Genomic DNA, 21,146 nt, shown 5'->3' on the forward strand with positions numbered 1-21,146 from the left:
AGGGAGAGTGGATGATGCGGAATCTGGCGACTATCGACGTTGCGCTGGACGAGATGCTGGTGAATCTCGCAGCGATCGTGTTGCGGCTTTCGACGCCCGAATTGACGGGAACGCCGGAAGCGCGGCGCGCGCTGGCGCGATCCGTCCATCAATATGGTGTGTGTGCGGCGCGGTCGAGCGACCCACGCGTTCACGAATTGAAGGCGCAATTGGAGGGGACGCTGAAGCCAAGCCTGCGCGTCGTCGCGATCCATGGCGTGAAGGTGTCGTAGTTCGTCATTGCGAGGAGCTCTTGCGACGAAGCAATCCAGAATCTCTCCGAGGAGACATGCTGGATTGCTTCGCTGCGCTCGCAATGACGGAGAGCGTTGAAGCCGCGCGCGCTCCTACGACGCTTTGCTTTTCCCGCGCGGCCGCCGCTTGCATGTGCCCGGCAGCTTCGCTGCCAGGAAATCGGCGAGCGCTTCGACGCGCGCGGGGCGGGGGCCGCCTGGCGGGGTCACGAGGTGCACGGCGCCTTCGGCCTGCTTCCAGTCCTTCAGGATGACCTCGACCTCGCCTGACGAGATCGCCTCACCGACGATGAATTCCGGCAGATCGGCGATGCCGAGGCCCGCGATCAACGCCGGCATCACGGCTTCGCCGTTGTTGACGCGAAGCTGACCGCCCGGGCGCACGCTGGCCTGCTCGCCGGCCGAATTGGTGTAGTGCCAGGCATTGGGCGTGGAGAGATAGGCGTAGCTGAAGCATTTGTGCGCGGCGAGATGCATCGGGTGCGTCGGCCGGCCGTGTTTCTTGAGATAGGACGGCGCGGCGACCGTGTACCGCGGCATGGTGAAGAGCCGCCGCGCGATCAGCGAAGAGTCCGGCAGCCGCGCGATCCGAACCGCCATGTCGAAACCTTCGCCGATCAGGTCGACGGTCGCATCGCTCAAATGCAGATCGACGGAGACTTCCGGATAGGCCTGGAAGAACTCGGGCAGCAGCGGCGCCACCGCCTTGATGCCGAACGTCATGGGGACGGCGAGCCGCACCAGGCCGCGCGGCGCCACCGACTGCGCCAGCGCCTCGTTCTCGGCGGCCTCGCCGTCGGCCAAGAGGCGCGTCGCGCGTTCGGCCAGCTTGTGGCCGGCATCGGTAAGCGCGAGCCGGCGCGAGGTGCGGTTGAACAGCCGCGCGCCGAGCCGCTCCTCCAATCGCGTGACCGCCTTGGACACCGTGGCCTTGGACATCCCAAGCTCGCTCGCGGCCCCCGCAAATGATCGCAGCTCCACGACTTTGGCGAAGATCGCGAGCGCTTCGAAGTCTGGGAGCTTTGCCATGGCAGCCGGTCCTGATGGGGCATTTAAGGAAACAATGCGTTTCGACAGTTTCTATTTCTATACCACAGGCGAAGGCTTATCCAACAGGTCAATCCGACATCAAGGAATTGCACAGATGATCGAACTCAGACCTTTCGCGAAGCTCGGCGGCGCCGATCACGGCTGGCTCAAGGCCAAGCATCATTTCTCGTTCGCTGGCCATTACGACCCGAACAACATGGGCCACGGCGCCTTGCGGGTGTGGAATGACGACGAGATCGCGCCCAACACCGGCTTTCCCGCCCATCCCCACGCCAACATGGAGATCATCACCTATGTGCGCGAGGGCGCGATCACCCATCAGGACAGCCTCGGCAACGAGGGCCGCACCGAAGCGGGCGACGTGCAGGTGATGAGCGCCGGCAGCGGCATCCGCCACTCCGAGTACAATCTCGAGCCGACCAGGACGCGGATCTTCCAGATCTGGATCGAGCCGGCGATGCGCGGCGGACAGCCGACCTGGGGCTCGAAGCCGTTTCCGAAGGCAGACCGCTCCGGCAGGCTCGTCACCATCGCGAGCGGCTTTGCGGGCGACACGGACGCACTGCCGATCCGCGCCGATGCCCGGGTGCTCGCCACCACGCTGAAGGCGGGCGAGAGCGCGGAGTATGAGCCGCAGACGTCGCGGCATCTCTACCTGGTGCCGGCGGCAGGCGCCGTCGAGATCAACGGCGTCCGCGTCAATGCCCGCGACGGCGCTGCGATCCGCGACGAGGCCAAGCTGAAGATCACGGCGCTCGAAGATTCCGAGCTCGTGCTCGTCGACGCGGCGTGACGAACAAGCAACCAATCACCTCACCCAATCCCAACGGAGACCACCATGACAAAAGTTCTCGTCCTCTATTATTCCGCCTATGGCCATATCGAGGCGATGGCCAATGCCGTCGCCGAAGGCGCGCGCGAGGCCGGCGCGACCGTTGACATCAAGCGCGTGCCCGAGCTGGTGCCGGCCGAGGTTGCGAAAGCCTCCTATTACAAGCTCGACCAGGCCGCGCCGGTCGCCAAGATCGAGGACCTCGCCAATTACGACGCGATCATCGTCGGCACCGGCACCCGCTTCGGCCGCATGGCCTCGCAGATGGCGAACTTCCTCGACCAGGCCGGCGGGCTCTGGGCCAAGGGCGCGCTGCACGGCAAGGTCGGCGGTGCCTTCACGGCCACCGCGACCCAGCACGGCGGCCAGGAGACCACGCTGTTCTCGATCATCACCAACCTGCTGCATTTCGGCATGGTCGTGGTCGGCATGAACTACGGCTTTGCCGGCCAGATGAAGCTCGACGAGGTCACGGGCGGTGCGCCCTATGGCGCCACCACGATCACCGGCGGCGACGGCAGCCGCCAGCCCAGCGCCAACGAGCTCGCCGGCGCGCGCTATCAGGGCCGCCAGATCGCGGAGACCGCCAAAAAGCTGCATGGATGATGCGACCCTGGGCGGCATTCTCAGCCGGGAATGCCGCCCCAATCCGGGATCGGGATACGGTCACCATTAAATCTGCGTGATGTCGGCGTGAGGCCGAACCGGCTCCGTCGGTAGAGGTGCGGGCGCCGTCGAAAGCCACCAGCCCTCGCCGGCAAACCAGCATGTCTCGTCGGGGACGCCCTCTCTCCGCAACGACTGCACCCCTTCCCAACCTTTCGTGAACGCCTCGCCCAATCGCCGGCCGGCCTCGGCATCCTGCAATCCCGCGCAGCCGATGAATTGGGCGCGACTGAGGAATTTCGCCGGCCAGATTTCACCGTCATCCGGCCGCGTGATCATCAACATGCCGCCGTACATGCCTTCGGGCGCGAGCGGAAACACCAGCCGCCCGCCGGGCCGCAGCGCATCGAGCCATTCCGCCGCCGGCTGCGCCGCGCCCGCGCAGACATAGATCACGTCGGCCTCCGGCAGATCCGCCGCGATGCCCGAGCGTCCGCGCACGTCCACATGGGCGATGTCCTTCAGATTGTCGCGCGCAAGTCCCGCCAGACGTTCATCGATCTCATAGGCGTGAACGCGGCCGCCGGGACCGACGAGATGCGCGAGAATTGCGGTGTAATAGCCGCTGCCGGCGCCGATCTGGACCACGGTCTCGCCTTCCTTCACCGCGCAGCCGCTGAGCCAGTAGGCGTGCGCGCCGGGCATGCCGATGTTGAGACCGCGCGCCGGGTCCAGCGCCAACAGCGCATTCTGATAGAGGAAGGCGGGATCATCGTCAGGCGTGACCACATAGGGATGGCCGCCGAGGCAGATCGACCACGGCCCGGGCCCGGCGAACGGCTCGCGCCTGATGGTCCGAAAGGCCTGTTCGAGGCGAGGGTCTGCAGCCTTCGCAGCACCGCAAATCAACTGCGCATAGAATGCACGATATTTTGCCGAACGGTCTTCCATGTCGCCTCCGCGGAATGGAAGCGACGATAACACAACGAGGACGATCATCGGAAGGCTTGCGCAATCGCGGCCTTTTGTGACGGCGCCGTGACGTAGCCACGCCTCAACTCCGTTCCATTTTCTTCCTGACGAGGTCCTTGCCGATCGGCCGCACGGGTTCGCTCCGTAGCACCAGCGAGGTCGTCACAGCGCCAAAACCGGCGATGCGATCCACGATGGTCTCGAGATCCTCCGGCGCCGGAACGAGCACCTTGAGCACGAAACAGTCATCGCCCGTGACGCGATGGACTTCGATGATGTGAGGGATTTCGCTGAACCGCTTGAGGCAGGTCTTGATGTGCTCGTGCGAGGTGCGCAGGCGCACCAGCGCCATCAGGCCGAGCCCGAGAGCGCGCGGGTTGATGCGGGCGCCATAGCCCTCGATGATGCCGGCTTCCTCGAGCCGCTTGACGCGTTCGGACACGGCCGGCTGGGACAGCCCGACGGAACGGCCGAGCTCGGACAACGGCACGCGCGCATTGGCCTGCAGCGCCTCGAGGATCTTCAAATCCTTGGCATCGATGCTCCCGAAGCGATCCAAACTCAATTCTCCGTTCCACCTTGAGATCATCGGCAGATGGTCGATTTCGCCGATGACTTGCCATGTGATGCAGGACCGCGATCGGTCACACTGCGGTCAACTCAGATATCACGGGACGTTCATGCACGACATCATCACATTGCCCGGGCTCGGCGGCTCCGGAGATACCCACTGGCAGACGCTATGGGAGCGCGCTGACGCGCGCTTCACGCGATTCCAGCCGGCGAGCTGGGACCAGCCGGAGCTCGACGACTGGGAGCAAGCCCTGGAGCACGTGGTCGCGCGCTGCGCCAGGCCGCCCCTCCTGGTCGCACACAGCCTCGCCTGCCTTTTGGTGGCGCACTGGGCCGCGCGCTTCCCTTCCGCGATTGCGGGCGCCTTTCTGGTCGCCGTGCCCGATCCCGATGGCGGCCATTTTCCCGCGGAGGCCGCAGCGTTCAAGCCGGTCCCCGGCGGCGCGTTGCGCTTTCCCGCGCTGATCATCTCGAGCACGAATGATCCATATGGAGCGCTCGAGGTGACACGGCGGCGGGCGCAGGACTGGCAGTCCGGCCTGATCGTGCCGGGCGCGCTCGGCCACATCAATGCCGCGAGCGGGCTCGGCGACTGGCCGCAAGGACGCGCGTTGCTGGATGCTTTCCGGGCGGGCCTTCCGAGGTGATGGCGAAACAGACGGCGCCCGTCAGCGCGCTCCCTTGCCCATCGCCCTCGCCGCGAGGGAGGCGAGCTTAGGATAGCGCCGAAGGCCCTGCGCGGCGTGATCGCGCCAGGCGAAGGGCAGACCGCGCCAGGACAGCGCGACGCTGACATCGGTCAGCGGCACCCTCTCGGCGCCGAGGCGCCGCTTGTAGTCCTGATTGCCGATGCTGAGGTCGAAACGGCGCAGGCCTTGCGCATGCAGCGCCGCCAGGGTGCGCTCGGTGACGAGCAGACCCGGCGAGCAGCTCGACCATTGATCGCCGCCATGGCTGATGCGCAGCAGGACATAGGTCGCGCCATGCTTGACGCCGAGCGCGGTGGCGACAATGCCTTCCTCGCACACCAGTGCCGAGACCATGGCATGACCTCCCGCGAGGCCCCGGCGGACGACCTCGCGATAGAATCGCGCATGGGTCTCGTCGTTGAGAACGAACCGCGAGCCGAGCTTTTGCATGCGTCCCTGCTGCTGGAGATCCATCACGTCCAACAGCTCGTGCGCACGCCCGACATCGGCGGCGATCTCGAACCGCGCACCGGCAAGACGGCTGAAGACCCGCCAGCAGCGCGGCATCTGCAGGCGCTTGATCGCGGCCTGATAGCCGCCATAGTCGTCGCCCATCAACACGAGATTGCCGTTGAGCGAGGAGGATCCGATCCGGCCGAGCGATACCAGCGGGTTCGGCTTGCCGCCGACCTCCGCCGGCATCTTCTTCAGGCGGAGCAGATCGAAACGGTCGGGCAGAGCGCGTAGCGCGCCGATCAGCGCCGTGTTGATCGCGTCCGCCGTTCCCGCGTCCAACGAGGCATCGAGCGCCAGGATCGGTGCGTTGTTGTCGGAGACGCCGAGGTCCGCGAACTCGACGATGCGGATGCCGCGCCTGACATGGCTGATCATCGGCACGACTGCGATGTCCTTGCCGGTGGCAGCATCGGAGATCACGGCGATCAGTGGCGCGACGTCGTGAAACGACTCGTACCAGGCGCCGAGCCAGTCAGCATGCTGGAAGGCGGTGCGGTGCCCGGCGCTCAGGCGCGAGGCCGCGTGCCGCCAGTCACGCAGGAAATCGACCGCAATGGCCGACGCGCTGGACGCAAAATCGTCGGGCTGATCAACGCTGAGGAAGGTCATGCGCGGGGCTCGGTCTGCTCGATGCATTGGAACCTCGCCAGGAAGTGCAGGCCGGCCACCGCCAGCGCGAACATGAACCAGATCGGATTCTGTCGTTCGAGCAGGAAGGTCTCGGTGGCACCGTAGTACAGGCCGAACAGCCACACGGTCAGGAACAGCTTGGCCAGTGCGCCACTGCGGCTGTGAGCCTGCGCCGTCTGGAAATTGCGGAGCGGGGCGAGCACGAAGATGAGGATGACCAGCAGCAGCCCCGGCAGACCGATCGTGACCGCGAGATCGAGGTAGCTATTGTGGCTGTGCGCCGCCGATGTCGCCCATTCGGCTCCTTCCGCGGTGGCCCGCGCACTCACGTCGTCCCAGAACGCAGAATAGCCGTGGCCGATGATCGGCTTCTCGGCGACGGCCGCGAGCGCGAAGTCCCAGATCGCGGAGCGTCCGGTGAAGGTGGGATCGAGCGGAAGCAGCCGTGTCATCGCCGCCAGCACCGGACTGACGACACTGCCGACGGTCAACAGGTTCATCGCAATCAGCGGCACGAAGCAGATGAGCCGCTTCAGCCACAGGCTTGGCGTGACATAGACCAGCGAAGCGAGCACGTAGATCGCAAGGCACAGCACCGAGGACGTCTTGCCGCCGGTGAAGATCAGGAAGGTGCCGGCCAGCACGGCGATCACAGGCCCCATCACGAACGAGCCGACGGCGGACAGGTAGATGCCGACATAGACCAGGATGGTCATCACGGCGGAGGCGATATTCTTGTGGCCGAAGCTGCCGCGCCAGTCGCCGGCAAGCTGCGGCTCGGTGACGTCGAGCGCCGTGTGGACCGCATATTGCGGCGCGAGGAAGACGCCGAGATAGCACAGCGCGAGCAGCACGAGCGCGGCGCCGCCCAGGCAAAGGTTGAAGCTGCGCCGCGTCGGCGGCAGCAACGGCAACACGATGGCGAGCGACGTCACGCTAACCGTGAGCACGAATCGCTGCATCGAAACGCCGCGGCTTTCCGAGAACACGATGTTGATCACAAGCCAGACCAGCAGGCAGAGATGCAGCGGTGTCACCAGGCTCTTCAGCGCGAGCGCATCGGTGGCAGCGACACACAGGATAGCGACCGCAGCCAGCAGACCCCAGGCGATATAGGTCAGCGCCATTCGTCCGCCGACGATCATGGTGACGTCGGGATTGCGCAGGTCCGGGAACGGATCGAGTGTCACCAGCACCAGCAGCAGCGCCCCGACCGCGACGAGGCAGCGCGCCACCTGCACGGCATCGAGCCCTGCGAGGCGATCACGCAGGATATGGCCGAACGATCGGGCCCCGACGTCGGTCATGTTGGCGGCACTGCGGTCCATGGCTCAAGACATTCGGTAACGCCAGTGAAGCTTGGGGTCGCGGCTCAACCCTTCCGAGGCTTCGTCAACGGGTCTTGCGGAGGTCTGCGACATCGCGGGCTGCCGCATGATGCTCCGCGCGATCTCGTAATATTGCAGCGCCCGTTGCTCCAGCGTGAGATTGTCCAGGATGTAGCCGCGCGGATCGAACGCGCCCGCGGTGCACCCGGCCCAGAAATTGTCCCAGCCCGTCTCGAAGCCGGCGATGTCGGTGAACTTGACCCCGCAGCGTTCGTCCCAGTACGGCACCGACGACACCGGCGCGAACTGCACGCGATGCGGATAATAGTCGGGGTCGCGCCATGGCCCGCCCGGATCCCAGGCAAACACCGGCACGCCGCAGGACAAGGCCTGCTGATAGGCGATGCCCTGGCTCTCGCTTTGGCACAGGAAGATCATCGCGCGCGAACGCGCGAGCGCCGCCTGAAAATCGGCTTCCTTGTAGCTGCCGTAGCGCAGCTCCGTGAACGAGCGGCCTTCCTTAACGAGCCGGGCGCGCACGGGCTCGATCATCTCCGACGCGTAGCGCTCGCGGTCCCAGTGGACCTTGTCGTAGATCAGGACATCCACGGTCTTTTGCGCTCGAGCCGACGGGGCCCAGAGATTCGTGTCGATGCCGACAGGCCAGGCCTCGGTCTCGGGCCAATATGGCCGGTACATATCGACGTACCAGGGACCGGGCACCACGACCTTCTTCACCGGTAGGCGCTGGAACAAGTCAGGGTCATCGAGCGGATGATTGTGGGCGGCAGCGCCGAGCAGGATCGGGTTCTTCCATAGGAACTTGTCGAGCAGGAACGTGCGCCCGACGATACAGGCAAGCTCGTCGGGATGTTCCGCGATGTAACCGTAATCGTTGACGCGGTAGCGGATGCCGAGCCGGTCGAGCCCCGAACAGAGATTGAGGAACACGCGCAGCTGGCCACTCATGCGCGGCTCGCCGAGCAACAACCGGCGGGCGATGCGACGCAGATGCCGGTCGCCCGGAAACCAGCGGTCATCCTTGTCCTCGTAAAAGAGGTTCAGGATCATCGTATCGGGGGCGTGTTCGAACCTGTTTGCGGGCACGGGATTCCATCCGCGGCATTCCGATGCGTATTCTCGCACGGGACAGGCCGCCGCACTCTTCCAAATTTGCCACAGGCTTAATGCCAGCGGCTTAACGTTATTCTACGAAACCGGCGGCACACGAGCCTTCTCGGCAACCGCTCGAGCGCAATGCGAGTATCATGCGCGCACGCTGGACTTGTAGATCGCGCGCGTTACCAGCGCGGCACATGGGTCCTGGTTAACGGATCATTAAAAGCGAGCCGTAGCTTGATCACCGCCGAAGAGGTTCTCGAACTGCCAGCCGCCTCCCGCGCGGCAGCGCCCGGACGCTTGCCGCTTCAGGTCGGATCGAGCGCATCGGTATCGGTCGTCATTCCCGCCAAGAACGTTGCGGCCTATGTCGGCGAAACGCTTGCCAGCGCACTGGCGCAGCGCGAGGTCACCGAGGTGATCGTCGTGGACGACGGCTCGGACGACGAAACCGTTGCGATCGTCCGCGGCATGCGTGACCCGCGGCTGCACTTGTTCCACAACGATTCCGCGGGCGTATCGGCCGCACGCAATCTCGGCGCAAGACAGGCAAGCGGCGAGTGGCTGCTCTTCCTCGATGCCGACGACCGCCTGCGCCCCGGCGCGGTAGCGGCGCTGCTCGCTGCAGCGCGTAGCGCGCCGCGCGCCGTTCTCGTCTATGGCGATTACAACACCATCGACAGCGAAGGCCGCCAGATCGGCCGGCGCGGCCTCTTGAAGGGGCGCCGGAAGCCGTCCGGAGACGTCCTGACGCGGCTCGCCGCCGGCAATTTCATCGTCAATGGCGGCATCGCGCTCGCACGCGCGGAAGCTTTCCGCGCCATCGGCGGCTTCGATACGTCCCTCAAATATTGCGAGGACTGGCATTGCTGGTGCCGCCTCGCTGCCATCGGGGAGTTCGCGTTCGCGCCAGAGCTGCTGCTCGATTATCGTCTTCACACCACCAACACCATGAACGCCGCGGTCCGGACGCCGAAGGACTTCTTCCCGGCCATCGCGCGGGTGTTCGATGACGGATTGATCCTGGCGAGATTGCCCGAGCACATGACAGCCGGGCTGCGCCTTGCCGCCGAGATTCATCTCGTCACCTACTCGGCGATGCAAGCGGTCCGCTTCGGCAGGTATCGCCAGGCGTTCGCTTATCTCGCGATGATCGGCCGGCAGTCGCTCAAATCGCTGCCAAGCTCGGCAATCCGGGTCGCCCTCGCCCGTTTCGGTATCTAATCCTCGCCGCGTCAGGACGCGATCTTCGAGGCCTCGTAAGGCTTCGGCTCGAGGCCGAGGGCCGCCAGGGCGGCGCCAAACGCAACCATCACGGGATGCATCGCGACGACGGCTTTCGACGACGGCAACAAGGCGGCGGCGCGAAGCAGCGACAGCGGCAAGCGGCCCAGCATCTGCGCAAACACCCGCGCCCGCGCTGCTGCGCTCGGGGCGGCTTTGTACTGCACACGATAATTGATCGCGCCGATGCGCAAGCCGCGCTTTGCGATCCAGCCGAGGCTGGTGCGGCTACGCGGCACGGTCTCGGTGATGACGGCCTCCGCCGTCCAGTGGAACAGCATACCGGCGTCACGGCACCGCACGAAGAAATCACAGTCGCCGCCGCCGAGAAAATTGAAGCGCAGGTCGAACGCGGGCCGGTCGAACCGCTCGAAGGCGGCACGCGTGATCAGGCAATTGCCGCAGCCGTAGATCAGCGGCACCGCACCGCTGTAGTCGTAGGCGGGACAGAAGGCGGGATGACGCGAAAGCCAGGGCTTGCTGTCGTCGTCGAAGACCGGCAGCACCGGCCCGCCAACCACTTCGGCGCCGGTCGCCTCCGCGGTGCGGACCATCAGTTCGAGCCAGTCGCTTGATGCGATCTCGTCGTCGTCGATCATCAGGAAACGGGTGGCGGCGGGAAACAGCTGCTGCGCCGTCTCGAAGGCAGCATTGATCGCCTGGCAATTTCCCTGTCGCTTCTCGATCAGGCAGACGCCCTGAAGCCTCCCATCGGCCAAGAACTCCGCGGCAACCGGCGCGCTTTCGCGCCGCACCGCATCGTTCTCGACCATGACGACGGCAAAGGAACGCGGGGTGCGCTGGTTCGCGAGCGACTCCAGCGTCAGGCGCAGGTGTTGCGGACGACGGAAGCATGGAACGCAGACGACGATGCCGACCGACAGGTCGATGACGCGAGAGCTCGCCACGATCTCCCGGTTGGGATCGCGCACGGCATCCGCGATCCGGGCCGCAGACAGGTCTGTCGGGATCAATGTCATGAGATCTAGATGTCCGAGATGTATTGAAGAATCCCTGCTTCGATCGCGCGTCCCACGACGGCACATCGCCGCGGGACAGATGCGTTTCAAAATGAACGGCTGCCGCGCGGCACATAGCCACCAAGTTCGCCGCGCGTCGTGCTGCAATTGGCGGTCCATGCGCCGACAACGCTCCAACATGAACAATACCGTAGTTAATGCGCATGCGCATTAACCGGGCCGTAAGCACTGCGACCGGTGAGACGGTGCGGCATCGGATTTGCTCTTCGGGCAGGCGCATTTTTTCCTGTAAATTTGAATAGAACAAGCGCGGTCAGAATCCATGAACAAGCCAGCCCCGATCGATTTCGCGACAGCCACGGCGATCCAATTCCCCGCGGCTGCACCATATGCCGAGGCGCTCCATGATCTCGTTCCGGGCGAAGCCCGCGACAGCCTGCTCGCCGTCCACGACGTGCTGTGCCGCGAGCTGCCGCAGGGCCGCCTCGCGATCTATGAGGCGGGCGGCGGCTCGTGCAGCGTTCTGCCACCGGAATTGCTGAGCCGCAGCAAGGTCACCGTGGTCGACATCGACGAGGACCAGGTCCGCAACAACACCTACGCCGACGAGGCGATCCTCGGCGACGTCCAGACCTACAGCTTCGCCCGCGAGACCTTCGATCTCGTGATCTGCTACAACGTGATCGAGCACTTGCCCCATGTCGACGCCGCGCTCTTGAACTTCCGCGATGCGCTGAGGCGCGGCGGGATGATCCTGATCGGCGCACCGAATCCGCGCTCGCTCTCCGGGTTCGTCACCAAATATTCGCCGCACTGGTTTCACGTCTGGTTCTACCGGCACATCCGCGGCATCAAGGACGCCGGCCTGCCGGGCGAGCCGCCGTTCCCGACGTTCTTCCATCCCTTGGTGACGTTGCCGCGGCTGGAAGCATTCGCGGCCGCCAACGGCCTTGAGATGATCTATCGTCGTGAGGTCGAGAGTCCGCGCTATCCCGAGATGCGCCGGCGCAAGCCGCTGTTTGCGGCCCTGGTCGACGCCGGGGCCGCGGTGCTCAACGCCGTGCTGCCGCGCGGCACCGACGTCCGCCGCGGCGACTATCACGTCATCCTTCGGAGGATCTGACGGCGATGGCACGTGCGCGGCCCATCAACGGACGAACGACGGCTCGCGGCCATGCTGCGCGCGGTAACGAACCGTTAAGGAGCGGGTATCGCGAGGTTCACAGGAAGGCGCCGAGGGATGGCATGCGCTTAAACGCTTTGTTTGCCATTTCGGTGAATAGTCCCACAATGAGTATGGTTAATTTTCCCTGTTGCGTTGATTGGGCACCTATATCCCGGGTGCGTGGCGTAAAGCGAAGAGTAACCCCTCAGCCCGCGGCACTTGGAATGAAAGCTGGGGATCATGCTTGATTATAGCCAGCCGATCGATCGAGCCAGACCGGAGGCCGCGCAACGGAAGCCTCAGGCCGGCTTCAACGTGCTGGAGCTCGCCAATCTGCTCTGGCGGCGGAAGGTCGCGATCGCCGCGGCCGCCCTGCTCGGTGCGGCGCTTGCCGTCACGATCGGCAAGAGCGTGACGCCCCGCTACACCGCCACCGCTCAGCTCTATGTCGACCCGCGCGAGCTTCAGCTCGTCGACCGCGAGCTCACGCCCCGGGCCCAGGACGTCACCGGCATGGCCATGGTGGTGGAGAGCCAGGCGCGCCTGATCACCTCCAACAGCGTGCTGCTCCAGGTGATCCAGCAGGCCGGCCTCGACAAGGATCCGGAATTCGGAGGCGGCGAGGCTGGGAGCCTGATGTCGTCGCTGCTCGGCCTGATCGGCCTGCAACCGCGCGCGCCCTCCGCTGCGGAGAAGAGGGAAGTGGAGCTCGCGGCGCTCGATGCGTTGAACAAGCACATCGCGATCCGCAAAACCGAGAAGAGCTTCATCGTCGACATCGAGGTCTGGTCGACGGATCCCGCCAAGGCGGCGATGCTCGCCAACACGCTGACCAATGCCTATCTCTCCGAATCCCGCAAGTCGCAGGCTTCGGCGGCACGGCGCGCCACCAACGATCTCTCCAGCCGCCTGAAGGAGCTGCGCGACCGGCTGCGTAACGCCGAGACCGCGCTGGCGACCTACAAGGCCCAGAACAATTTCGTCGGCACCCAGGATGCGCTGATCAGCGATCAGCAGCTCTCCGCCAGCAACCAGCGGCTTTCCGCGGCCCGCGCGGCGACGATGGACGCGCAGGCGCGGCTCGACCAGATCGAGGCGAGCCGCCGCACCGCTGCCGATGCCGGCGCGATTCCGGAGGCGCTGCAATCGCCGACCATTGCGAATTTGCGCGCGCAATATGCCGACGCCCGGAAGAAATATGCGGAGCAGGCCGGTGAGCTCGGTCCGCGCCATCCGGCGCTGCGCCAGACCGAGAAGCAGGTCGAGGACCTCAAGCGCACCATCAACGAGGAGATCGACCGCTTCGCCCAGTCCGCCAAGAACGATCTGACGCGCGCCCGCGACTTCGAGGCCTCGCTCAACCGCGCGCTGGAAGCGCAGAAGCGGCAGAGCGTCCAGCTCAGCCAGGCCGCCGTGCGCCTGCGCGAGCTCGAGCGCGAAGCCGATGCCAGCCGCGACGTCTATCAATCCTTTCTCAAGCGCTCCCGCGAGACCGAGGAGCAGGAGAGCCTGAACACCTCGGCCGCCCGCGTCATCGGCGAGGCGACTGTGCCGCAGCGGCGCTCGTTCCCGCCGGCCATGAGCCTGTTCGCCATGATCGGCTTCATCTTCGGGGCGATCGCAGCATCGAGCTGGTTCGTCGTTGCAGATTTGCTTTTCGCCGGTGCAGCCGCGCCCGCGACGCCGACACCCGCTCGGCGTGAGCGCTCGTCGGCGCCGCAGGCGTCCCGAGCACCGGAGCTCCCGCGCGCTGCGGAGGTTGCTCAGCCGCGCCAGGCCCCGCGCGCTCCTGAAGCTGCGCCGTCGATGCCGGAACTCGCCGCGCCCCCGCTGCAGCCTTCGATGGTCGAGCAGCCCGTGATCGAGAAGCCGCTGATCGCACGCTTCCAGGAGGCCGACGTCATCCATACGCTCGGCGCCATACTTCCCACCGGCGGCGGCGTCGATCTCACGCGGCTGGGTTGGCCGACGCTGCGCCCCGGCTTTCCCATGACGAGCTTGCTCAACGCCTGGCGCGACATGCGCGCCGCGGTGACGCGGCGCGCCGGCGGCAAGGCGATGCCGGTCGTCGCGCTCGTCGGCACCGGCAAGACCAGCGGCCGCAGCGTGGCCGCGCTGAACTTCGCGCTGGCGGCCGCACGCGACGGCGCCCGCGTGCTGATGATCGATGCCGACCATCAGGCGCGCTCGCTCACGAACAGGGTCATCCGTCCCGGCAAGAGCGAGCCGAGCAGGCTCGGCTGGCTCTCGATCGGCAGCAAGGACGCGCGCGAGATCAAGACGGTCAACGGCATCTCGGTGCTGCCGGCCGCCGACGGCGACGCCGGCAAAGCCGCCGATGCCATCCACAAGGCGATTGTGCAGGCCCATTCCGCGGGCGGCTATGATCTCGTGATCCTCGACGGCCCGGCCATTCCGCTCGCGGCCGGCGGCCGCAAGCTGCTTGAGGACGTCGACTCGCTGGTGGCCGTGCTGCCGACCAGCCTCGACATCAACGACAGCCTGGAAGAGATCCTAGCCGCGCTCGGCCCGGCCGAGCGCAAGCTCGTCGGCGTCGTGCTCGACGAGCTCACCCCTGCAATGCAAACGCGCCAGCGAGGCAGACAATATGCTTGAGCGCCGCGTCAACCTCGACGGACGGGCAGCAACTGCCGAGGTGCCGAGAATCACCGTCGGCGGACTTCGCATGGCCGCGATCGACCTGGAAGAGACCGCCGATTTCATGATCGAGGCGACGAATCCCGACCATCGTATCGGCCGTCCGCTGTTCCTGACCTCGGCCAATGGCGAGGTGCTGGCGCGCTGCTCGACCGAGCCGCAGACCGAGCAGCTGTTCCGTGCCGCCGATTTGATCAACGCCGACGGACAGCCGCTGGTCGCCGCTTCAAAGCTGCAATCCTGGTTCCCGCTGCCGGAGCGCGTCGCAACCACGGACCTGTTCCACGTCGTCGCGCGCAAGGCCGAAGCCGCCGGCCGCACCTTCTACATGTTCGGCGCAAGCGAGGCCGAGAACGCCGCGGCGGTCGCGAACGTCCAGAAAATGTATCCACATCTCAAGATCGTCGGGCACAGCCACGGCTATCTGCGCGGCGAGGCGCTGCGTGCCAAGGTCGAGGAGATCAACGCCCTGGCACCGGACTATCTGTGGGTCGCGCTCGGTGTGCCCAACGAACAGGCATTCGTGAAGGAATTCACGCCGCATCTGACCAATGTTGGCGTCATCAAGACATCCGGCGGATTGTTCAACTTCTTGTCAGGCAGTCGTTCCCGCGCGCCGCAATGGATGCAGAAGATCGGGCTCGAATGGGCCTGGCGCACCTTGCTCGAGCCGCGCCGTCTGCTCTGGCGTTATTTGACCACCAACCCCCGCGCGCTCTATCTTCTCTTCAGCCGCAACCGGCCCCTCCGTTAAGAGAAGAGCAGAATACGACATGACCGACCGACCGACCGTCCTCGTCACCGGGGGCGCTGGCTATATTGGCTCGCATGCCTGCCGTGCATTGTCCGCCGCCGGCTATCAGCCCGTCGTTTATGACAATCTCTCGACAGGTCATCGCAGCTTCGTATCGGGCCCGCTGGTGACGGGCGATCTGCTCGACGGCACGGCGCTGGCGCGCGCCTTCGCCGACCACAAGATCACGGCGGTGATGCATTTCGCGGCGGCGAGCCTCGTCGGGGAATCCATGTCCGACCCGCAGAAATATTACATCAACAACGTCCAGGGCACGCTGTCGCTGCTGCAGGCGATGCGCAACGCGGGCTGCCATCGCATCGTGTTCTCCTCGACCGGCGCCGTCTACGGTAACGCCGATTCCAAGGCGCTGCCGGAAGACTTTCCTTGCGCGCCGATCAATCCTTACGGCGCGTCGAAATTGATGATCGAGCGCATGCTCGCCGACTACCGCACGGCCTATGGCTTCGGCGCGTTCTGCCTGCGCTATTTCAACGCCAGCGGCGCCGATCCGGCCGGTGGCATCGGCGAGCTGCGCGACAACGAAACCCACCTCATTCCCCGCGCGATGATGGCGCTTCAGGGCCATGTCGAGTTCGCGGTGTTCGGCGACGATTACGACACGCCCGACGGCACCGCGATCCGCGACTACATCCATGTCACGGACCTTGCGGCGGCGCATGTGGCGGCCTTGAGGCTCTTGGAGCAAGGCCATGCCGGCGGCAGCTTCAATCTCGGCACCGGCTCCGGCTTTTCCGTGCGCGAGATCCTCGACGCCATCAGGCAGGAGACCGGGCGCGAGGTGCCGCACACGATCAAGCCGCGCCGCGCCGGCGATCCCACCTTTCTGGTCGCCGATCCCTCTGCTGCAAGAAAGGTGCTGAACTTCGTTCCGCGTCACTCCGACCTACCGACGATCGTCCGCACGGCCTGGGCCTGGCATCAGAAGGCGCATCCGTTCAGGCCGCGTTAGGCAATCGCGGCTCCGATCGCTTGCTTGCCGTGCCCTGCAGCGGCTAGAATGACTTGTCGCGGCTGCGCCGGCACATTGCCGACAGCCGCGCGATCCGCATTGCCGACGGCCATGTCGGCCTTTCATGGTTCGGTTCGCTTGCACGAGCCGATTTTTCCGAGCGACGTGACGATCTAGTCAGCGTGTCGACCCGTCGTCGGACGCGATTCCGGGAGCATCGACCACATGCATCAGGCTGCCCGCCTGGAATTCGAGCGCGTGATGGAGGAGTTCGTCCGCTGGCATGTGGTGCCGGAGAACGAGCGTTCGCCCGCGCCCGCCTGGTGGTGGGGGCCCGCGATGGCCGTGGTCGACGACCAGGAGCCGATGAGCGCAACAAGCTGCTGCGCGTTGAACGTGAGCGAAGGGACGAGCTTCGCCGAGGGCGCGCGCGCCATTCTCGCGCTGTTCACCGAGCAGACTTCACTGACCGGTCCCCAGGACTTTCCGAGCAAGGCCGAGGGGGAAGAGCACGAGGTGCGCGAGCTGCACCCGCAGCCGTCAGACGACAGCGCGTTTCAGCCCTGAGGCTGCGTCTTCGTCGGCCGCTTCCGGCTGGAGCGGCGGCGCGACGGGCAGCGCCATGGGCCGCAGCAGCTCGCCCATCTGCCGCGCCGGCAGCGGCTTGGAGATCAGGAAGCCCTGCATCTCGTCGCAGCCATGGGCGCGCAGGAATGCCTCCTGCTCGGCGTTCTCGACGCCTTCGGCGACGACGGTCATGCCGAGGGCCTTGCCCATGCTGATGATCGCCTGCGCGATGGCCTGATCCTCCGAATCCTGCGGCAGGTCGCGCACGAAGGAACGGTCGATCTTGATCGTGTCGATCGGGAAGTGCTTCATCAGCGACATCGACGAATAGCCGGTGCCGAAATCGTCGATGGCGAGACGGATGCCGCGGCTCTGGATGGAGTCGAGCACCTTAAGCGCGCGGCCGACATTGCGCATCATCATGCTCTCGGTGACCTCGAGCTGGAGCAGCACGGGCGACATGCCGGAGGCCGCCAGCGCCTCGTCCACGTCCTGCAACAGATGCTCGTCGGCAAACTGCCGCGGCGACAGGTTGACCGCCATCGACAGCGGCAGCAGGCCGCGGCGCTGCCAGGCCATGGCCTGCGCGCAGGCCTCTTTCAGCACCCAGCGGCCGATCGGCACGATCAGCCCGGTTTCCTCCGCAAGCGGAATGAACTGTGCCGGCGAGACGCTGCCGAGATCGGGATGCGTCCAGCGCAGCAGCGCCTCGACGCCCGTGATCTGACCCGTCGCCATGTCCACCTTGGGCTGGTAGTTGAGCGAGAACTGCTCGCGCTCCAGCGCGCGGCGCAGTGCGCTCTCCAGCGACAGCCGCTCGATCGACTGCGTCTTCACCTCGTTGGAGAAGAAGCGATAGCCGTTCTTGCCGTCCTCCTTGGCGAGGTACATCGCCATGTCGGCGTTCTTGGTCAGCGTCTGGGCGTCGGAGCCGTTGGCCGGATACATCGCGATGCCGATCGAGGCGGTGGAATGGCACTCGTGGCCGGCCAGCTGCATGGGCTCGGCGAGCGCGGCGAGCAGCCCAGTGGCGATGCGCTGGACGTCCTCGATCTCGCCGCACTGGTCGAGGATCACCACGAACTCGTCGCCGCCGAGCCGCGCGACCACGTCGCTCGCCCGCAGGGCGCCGCGCAGACGGTTCGCCACCTCGAGCAGGAGCAGGTCGCCCGCCTCGTGACCCAGCGAATCGTTGATGACCTTGAAGCGGTCGAGGTCGATGAACAGCACCGCAAAGCGGTGATCGTGGCGTTGCGCCGCATCGATCGCCTCGCGCAGCAGGGCGTTGAAGGTCTCGCGGTTCGGCAGATCGGTCAGGCTGTCGTGCGAGGCGAGGTATTCGATGCGCTCGTCGGCCTTGTTCTTCTCGTCGGCGCGATCGAAGTTCTCCATCGCGAAGGAGACGTTGTCGGCGAGGCGCTGCAACAGCTCGACGAATTCGGGCGTGAAGGTCGCCGGTTCGGTCGACATGTAGATCATGACGCCGACCGCCTGGTCGTGCACGATGAGCGGAAACGCGGCGCCCGACCGCGCGCCGTCCGCGCGCACGATGGGGTGGAAGACACGGACGCGGTCGTCGTTGAGATAATCGTTGCTGATGCAGGGCTGGCGCGTGCGGAACGCCGTGCCGCTCATGCCGCGCCCTTCCGGCCGTTCGGGATCGACGGAAAGACGGACATTGCGCGTGGTGCCGGCGGAGGGACCTGCGGCGGCGACGATCTCGAGCTGGTCCGTGCCGGGTCTGGCCAGGGCAATCGTGGTCGAAGTGAACTTGGCGCCGTTCGACGCCGCAAGGCAGACGAGGTCGAACAGCTCGGCCCGCGACTTCGCGCGCATGATCGCCTCGTTGGTCGCGCTCAGCGCCGCGAACATGCGCGTCAGGCGCTCCTTCTGCGCTTCGGTGCGGGCCTTCTCCTCGGCGCGCTCGAAATTGTCGAGTGCGAAGGAGACGTTCTCCGCGAGCCGCCCGAGCAGCTCGACCAGATCGGGCGTGAACGTATTCTCTTCCGGTGCGAGGAAGAGCAGAATGCCGACCGGTTCCCGTCCCGCTCTCAGAAGCGGGAAGCTCGCCGCAGCCCGCGTTCCATCCTCGATGGCCTGCCCGCGCCAATATGCGGAGCGCGGCTCGTTCAGATAATCGTTCATCACACTGGGCCGGCACGTCCGCAGCGAGGTGCCGATGATGCCCTGGCCCTCGGGATGGTCGGCGGAAATGGTGCAGGTACGCCCGCTCATGCGCTCCTGCAAGCGTCCCTTGACGGCAACGACGCGGACGAGTTCGCGTGCTTCGTCGATGATGCCGATCGTCGCCGAGGCGAACAGATCGCCGAGCACGGCCGCCTGGCAGGCCGCGTCGAACAACTCCTCGCGCGTCTTGGCGCGCATGATGGCTTCGTTGGTCGCGCTCAGCGCCTCGAACATTCCGCTCAGACGATTGCGCTGCTTGTCCGCCCGCGCCTTCTCATCGGCACGGTCGAAGCTTTCGAGCGCGAAGGCGACGTTGGCCTGAAGCTTGCGCAGCAGCTCGACGAGCTCCGGCGTGAAGGTGCCGCGCTCCGGGGAGTTGAACAGAAAGACGCCCTCGACCCGGTCGCCGTTGAACAGCGGCAAGGCCGCGGAGGATGCGATGCCGGTGCGGCGGGCGCTGGCCTGCCAGGGCGCAATGCGGTCGTCGGCGAGCACGTCGTTGCTGACGGCGGGCTGGCGCGTGCGAAACGCGGTGCCGGTCAAGCCGCGCCCTTCGGGCACCTGGTCGGAGGTGGAGAACGTGAAGTTGCGAACCTGATCCGCATTCGGGCCGTAGCAGGCGACGACGCGCAGCAGCCCGGTCCGATCGTCGACCAGCGCGACGGTGGCTGAGGTGAACTTTGCTCCCGTTGCGGTCGCCTCGCAGACGAGGTCGAACAGCTCAGCCCGCGACCGTGCCCGCAGGATCGCCTCGTTGGTGGCGCTGAGCGCTGCATACATGCGCGCCAGGCACTCTTCTTCGGCGGAGATCCGGGCTTTCTCGGCCTCGCGGCCGAAATTCTCGATCGCGAAGGAGACGTTCTCGGCCATGCGCAGCAGCAGCGCGACGATCTCCTCGTCTTTGGCCCAGGACCGGCTGATGAAGAACAGCAGCACGCCGACGCTCTCGCCGTGCCTGATCAACGGCGCGACCACGCAGGCGGCGACGCCGGTGTTGACGTTGGCCTGCTCCCACGGCGTGCCCCTGGTGCGGCTGGCGAGATCGTCCTCGACAATGGCTTTCTGCGTCCGGAACACCTCGCCCGAGATACCCTTGCCGTAAGGATTGTCCGGATCGACCGAATAGCGTGCCTGGGTGACGAGATCGAGGTTCTGCCCGGTGGCGGCGACAGGCTTCATCCAGTGCGAGTCCGGCTCGCGAAGTAGCACGATGGTCGCCAGCGACTTGCCGCTGTGGACCGAAGCGTCGCACACGAGCTGGTATAGCTCCCGCTCGGTCTTGGCGCGCAGGATAGCTTCGTTGGTGGCGCTGATGGCGCCGAACATGCGGTTGAGGCGCCGCGTCGCCCGCTCGCTGGTCTGCCGCGCGGTCTCACGGGCGAAATTGTCCAGCGCGTAGGAAATGTTCGCCGACATGCGCTCGAACAGTGACACCATCTGCTCGTTCAGCGAGTTGGCCTCGCCCCGCGTCACATACAATACGCCGACGCTCTTGCCATTGCAGAGCAGCGGCAGCGCCGCGGCCGCACCGATATGCGCCTTGGCGGCGCCTTCGCGCCACGCCAGCGAGCGCGGATCGTTCAGATAGTCGTTGCTGACGCACAGCTTCTGATCGCGAAACGCCTCGCCGCCGACGCCGGATCCTTCAGGCGTCCCGGCTTCCGTCGTGATCACGATCGAGCGGAGCCGCGCAACGTCATCGCCACAACCGGCCGCGTAGCGCAGCCTTCGGCCGTCCAGCTCGACCAGGAAAACGGCAACGGCCAGAAAATCCCCGCTCGAAAACCCGGCGTCGCAGACCTTCTGGTACAGCTCCTCCGGCGATCTCGCGTACAGGATCGCTTCATTGATGGCGCTCAACGCCGCAAAGGTGCGCGCGAGTGTCGTCGGCACGATCTCAGCTCCCAGGCATTTCTGCCTATTTTTCCCGG

Annotated in this window: 18 protein-coding genes; 10 read left to right on the forward strand and 8 right to left on the reverse strand. The window is 65.8% G+C overall.

What is annotated here, in order from left to right:
• Positions 1 to 14 precede the first annotated feature (14 nt).
• The gene (locus I6F31_RS08660; protein ID WP_036021169.1) at positions 15 to 272 is read left to right on the forward strand and encodes a hypothetical protein; all 258 of its coding nucleotides are present in this window, start codon (positions 15 to 17) and stop codon (positions 270 to 272) included.
• Between the two features lie 114 nt (positions 273 to 386).
• Here I6F31_RS08660 and I6F31_RS08665 read toward each other — a convergent pair whose 3' ends face one another.
• Positions 387 to 1,322: a LysR family transcriptional regulator gene (locus tag I6F31_RS08665; protein ID WP_225146299.1), complete on the reverse strand. Its 936-nt coding sequence runs from the start codon at positions 1,320 to 1,322 to the stop codon at positions 387 to 389.
• A 115-nt stretch (positions 1,323 to 1,437) separates the two neighbouring features.
• Here I6F31_RS08665 and I6F31_RS08670 point away from each other — a divergent pair, with 115 nt between their 5' ends.
• Both I6F31_RS08670 and wrbA read left to right on the forward strand, forming a co-directional pair.
• A complete protein-coding gene (locus tag I6F31_RS08670; protein WP_035997400.1) occupies positions 1,438 to 2,136 on the forward strand; it encodes a pirin family protein in 699 nt (232 codons plus the stop codon).
• A gap of 45 nt (positions 2,137 to 2,181) precedes the next feature.
• Positions 2,182 to 2,781, forward strand: coding sequence for an NAD(P)H:quinone oxidoreductase (wrbA, locus tag I6F31_RS08675; protein WP_057028278.1), 600 nt, complete (start codon positions 2,182 to 2,184; stop codon positions 2,779 to 2,781).
• A 66-nt stretch (positions 2,782 to 2,847) separates the two neighbouring features.
• Here wrbA and I6F31_RS08680 read toward each other — a convergent pair whose 3' ends face one another.
• On the reverse strand, positions 2,848 to 3,732 hold the full coding sequence (locus tag I6F31_RS08680; RefSeq protein WP_225185265.1) for a class I SAM-dependent methyltransferase: 885 nt from the start codon (positions 3,730 to 3,732) through the stop codon (positions 2,848 to 2,850).
• A gap of 103 nt (positions 3,733 to 3,835) precedes the next feature.
• Complete coding sequence (locus I6F31_RS08685; protein WP_036021132.1) at positions 3,836 to 4,312, reverse strand: Lrp/AsnC family transcriptional regulator; 477 nt, start codon at positions 4,310 to 4,312, stop codon at positions 3,836 to 3,838.
• Positions 4,313 to 4,433: 121 nt separating this feature from the next.
• Here I6F31_RS08685 and I6F31_RS08690 point away from each other — a divergent pair, with 121 nt between their 5' ends.
• Entirely contained in the window at positions 4,434 to 4,973 is a 540-nt protein-coding gene (locus I6F31_RS08690) for an alpha/beta hydrolase (RefSeq protein ID WP_225126565.1), read from the forward strand.
• A 21-nt stretch (positions 4,974 to 4,994) separates the two neighbouring features.
• On the opposite strand, the gene I6F31_RS08695 is transcribed toward I6F31_RS08690, so the two are convergent.
• Genes I6F31_RS08695 through I6F31_RS08705 form a run of 3 tightly spaced genes read right to left on the reverse strand, consistent with a single transcriptional unit; the run spans position 4,995 to position 8,596 of the window.
• The gene (locus I6F31_RS08695) at positions 4,995 to 6,140 is read right to left on the reverse strand and encodes a GNAT family N-acetyltransferase (protein ID WP_225185266.1); all 1,146 of its coding nucleotides are present in this window, start codon (positions 6,138 to 6,140) and stop codon (positions 4,995 to 4,997) included.
• The gene (locus I6F31_RS08700; protein ID WP_225185267.1) at positions 6,137 to 7,489 is read right to left on the reverse strand and encodes an O-antigen ligase; all 1,353 of its coding nucleotides are present in this window, start codon (positions 7,487 to 7,489) and stop codon (positions 6,137 to 6,139) included. Before I6F31_RS08700 ends, I6F31_RS08695 begins: the two co-directional genes overlap by 4 nt.
• A 3-nt stretch (positions 7,490 to 7,492) precedes the next feature.
• On the reverse strand, positions 7,493 to 8,596 hold the full coding sequence (locus I6F31_RS08705) for a glycosyltransferase family 1 protein (protein WP_225185268.1): 1,104 nt from the start codon (positions 8,594 to 8,596) through the stop codon (positions 7,493 to 7,495).
• Between the two features lie 249 nt (positions 8,597 to 8,845).
• On the opposite strand from I6F31_RS08705, the gene I6F31_RS08710 reads away from it, so the two are divergent.
• Positions 8,846 to 9,832, forward strand: a complete 987-nt coding sequence (locus tag I6F31_RS08710; RefSeq protein ID WP_225185269.1) for a glycosyltransferase — start codon at positions 8,846 to 8,848, stop codon at positions 9,830 to 9,832.
• Positions 9,833 to 9,843: 11 nt separating this feature from the next.
• On the opposite strand, the gene I6F31_RS08715 is transcribed toward I6F31_RS08710, so the two are convergent.
• Positions 9,844 to 10,872, reverse strand: coding sequence for a glycosyltransferase (locus tag I6F31_RS08715; RefSeq protein WP_035997377.1), 1,029 nt, complete (start codon positions 10,870 to 10,872; stop codon positions 9,844 to 9,846).
• Positions 10,873 to 11,194: 322 nt separating this feature from the next.
• On the opposite strand from I6F31_RS08715, the gene I6F31_RS08720 reads away from it, so the two are divergent.
• From I6F31_RS08720 to I6F31_RS08740, 5 genes are all read left to right on the forward strand, one after another.
• Entirely contained in the window at positions 11,195 to 11,995 is an 801-nt protein-coding gene (locus tag I6F31_RS08720) for a class I SAM-dependent methyltransferase (RefSeq protein ID WP_109142329.1), read from the forward strand.
• Between the two features lie 282 nt (positions 11,996 to 12,277).
• Entirely contained in the window at positions 12,278 to 14,653 is a 2,376-nt protein-coding gene (locus tag I6F31_RS08725; protein ID WP_225185270.1) for a Wzz/FepE/Etk N-terminal domain-containing protein, read from the forward strand.
• Positions 14,646 to 15,449 carry a WecB/TagA/CpsF family glycosyltransferase gene (locus I6F31_RS08730; RefSeq protein ID WP_035997366.1) on the forward strand — a complete coding sequence of 268 codons (804 nt, stop codon included), beginning with the start codon at positions 14,646 to 14,648 and terminating at the stop codon, positions 15,447 to 15,449. The genes I6F31_RS08725 and I6F31_RS08730 overlap by 8 nt, the downstream gene beginning before the upstream one ends.
• A 19-nt stretch (positions 15,450 to 15,468) precedes the next feature.
• Positions 15,469 to 16,461, forward strand: coding sequence for a UDP-glucose 4-epimerase GalE (galE, locus tag I6F31_RS08735; protein WP_225126571.1), 993 nt, complete (start codon positions 15,469 to 15,471; stop codon positions 16,459 to 16,461).
• 225 nt (positions 16,462 to 16,686) lie between these two features.
• Positions 16,687 to 17,028, forward strand: a complete 342-nt coding sequence (locus I6F31_RS08740; protein ID WP_035997356.1) for a hypothetical protein — start codon at positions 16,687 to 16,689, stop codon at positions 17,026 to 17,028.
• On the opposite strand, the gene I6F31_RS08745 is transcribed toward I6F31_RS08740, so the two are convergent.
• Positions 17,002 to 21,108, reverse strand: coding sequence for a GAF domain-containing protein (locus I6F31_RS08745; protein ID WP_225146294.1), 4,107 nt, complete (start codon positions 21,106 to 21,108; stop codon positions 17,002 to 17,004). The two genes, I6F31_RS08740 and I6F31_RS08745, sit on opposite strands and share 27 nt — an antisense overlap.
• Between the last annotated feature and the right edge of the window lie 38 nt (positions 21,109 to 21,146).

Source organism: Bradyrhizobium sp. NBAIM01 (genome assembly GCF_020194115.1).
Classification (GTDB): Bacteria; Pseudomonadota; Alphaproteobacteria; order Rhizobiales; family Xanthobacteraceae; genus Bradyrhizobium; species Bradyrhizobium yuanmingense.

Coding starts and splice junctions, on each gene's coding strand:
- I6F31_RS08740 (WP_035997356.1), top strand. CDS start 16,687: ATGCATCAGGCTGCCCGCCTGGAATTCGAGCGCGTGATGGAGGAGTTC.
- I6F31_RS08665 (WP_225146299.1), bottom strand. CDS start 1,322: ATGGCAAAGCTCCCAGACTTCGAAGCGCTCGCGATCTTCGCCAAAGTC.
- I6F31_RS08700 (WP_225185267.1), bottom strand. CDS start 7,489: ATGGACCGCAGTGCCGCCAACATGACCGACGTCGGGGCCCGATCGTTC.
- I6F31_RS08730 (WP_035997366.1), top strand. CDS start 14,646: ATGCTTGAGCGCCGCGTCAACCTCGACGGACGGGCAGCAACTGCCGAG.
- wrbA (WP_057028278.1), top strand. CDS start 2,182: ATGACAAAAGTTCTCGTCCTCTATTATTCCGCCTATGGCCATATCGAG.
- I6F31_RS08660 (WP_036021169.1), top strand. CDS start 15: ATGCGGAATCTGGCGACTATCGACGTTGCGCTGGACGAGATGCTGGTG.
- I6F31_RS08715 (WP_035997377.1), bottom strand. CDS start 10,872: ATGACATTGATCCCGACAGACCTGTCTGCGGCCCGGATCGCGGATGCC.
- I6F31_RS08695 (WP_225185266.1), bottom strand. CDS start 6,140: ATGACCTTCCTCAGCGTTGATCAGCCCGACGATTTTGCGTCCAGCGCG.
- I6F31_RS08670 (WP_035997400.1), top strand. CDS start 1,438: ATGATCGAACTCAGACCTTTCGCGAAGCTCGGCGGCGCCGATCACGGC.
- I6F31_RS08720 (WP_109142329.1), top strand. CDS start 11,195: ATGAACAAGCCAGCCCCGATCGATTTCGCGACAGCCACGGCGATCCAA.
- galE (WP_225126571.1), top strand. CDS start 15,469: ATGACCGACCGACCGACCGTCCTCGTCACCGGGGGCGCTGGCTATATT.
- I6F31_RS08680 (WP_225185265.1), bottom strand. CDS start 3,732: ATGGAAGACCGTTCGGCAAAATATCGTGCATTCTATGCGCAGTTGATT.
- I6F31_RS08690 (WP_225126565.1), top strand. CDS start 4,434: ATGCACGACATCATCACATTGCCCGGGCTCGGCGGCTCCGGAGATACC.
- I6F31_RS08725 (WP_225185270.1), top strand. CDS start 12,278: ATGCTTGATTATAGCCAGCCGATCGATCGAGCCAGACCGGAGGCCGCG.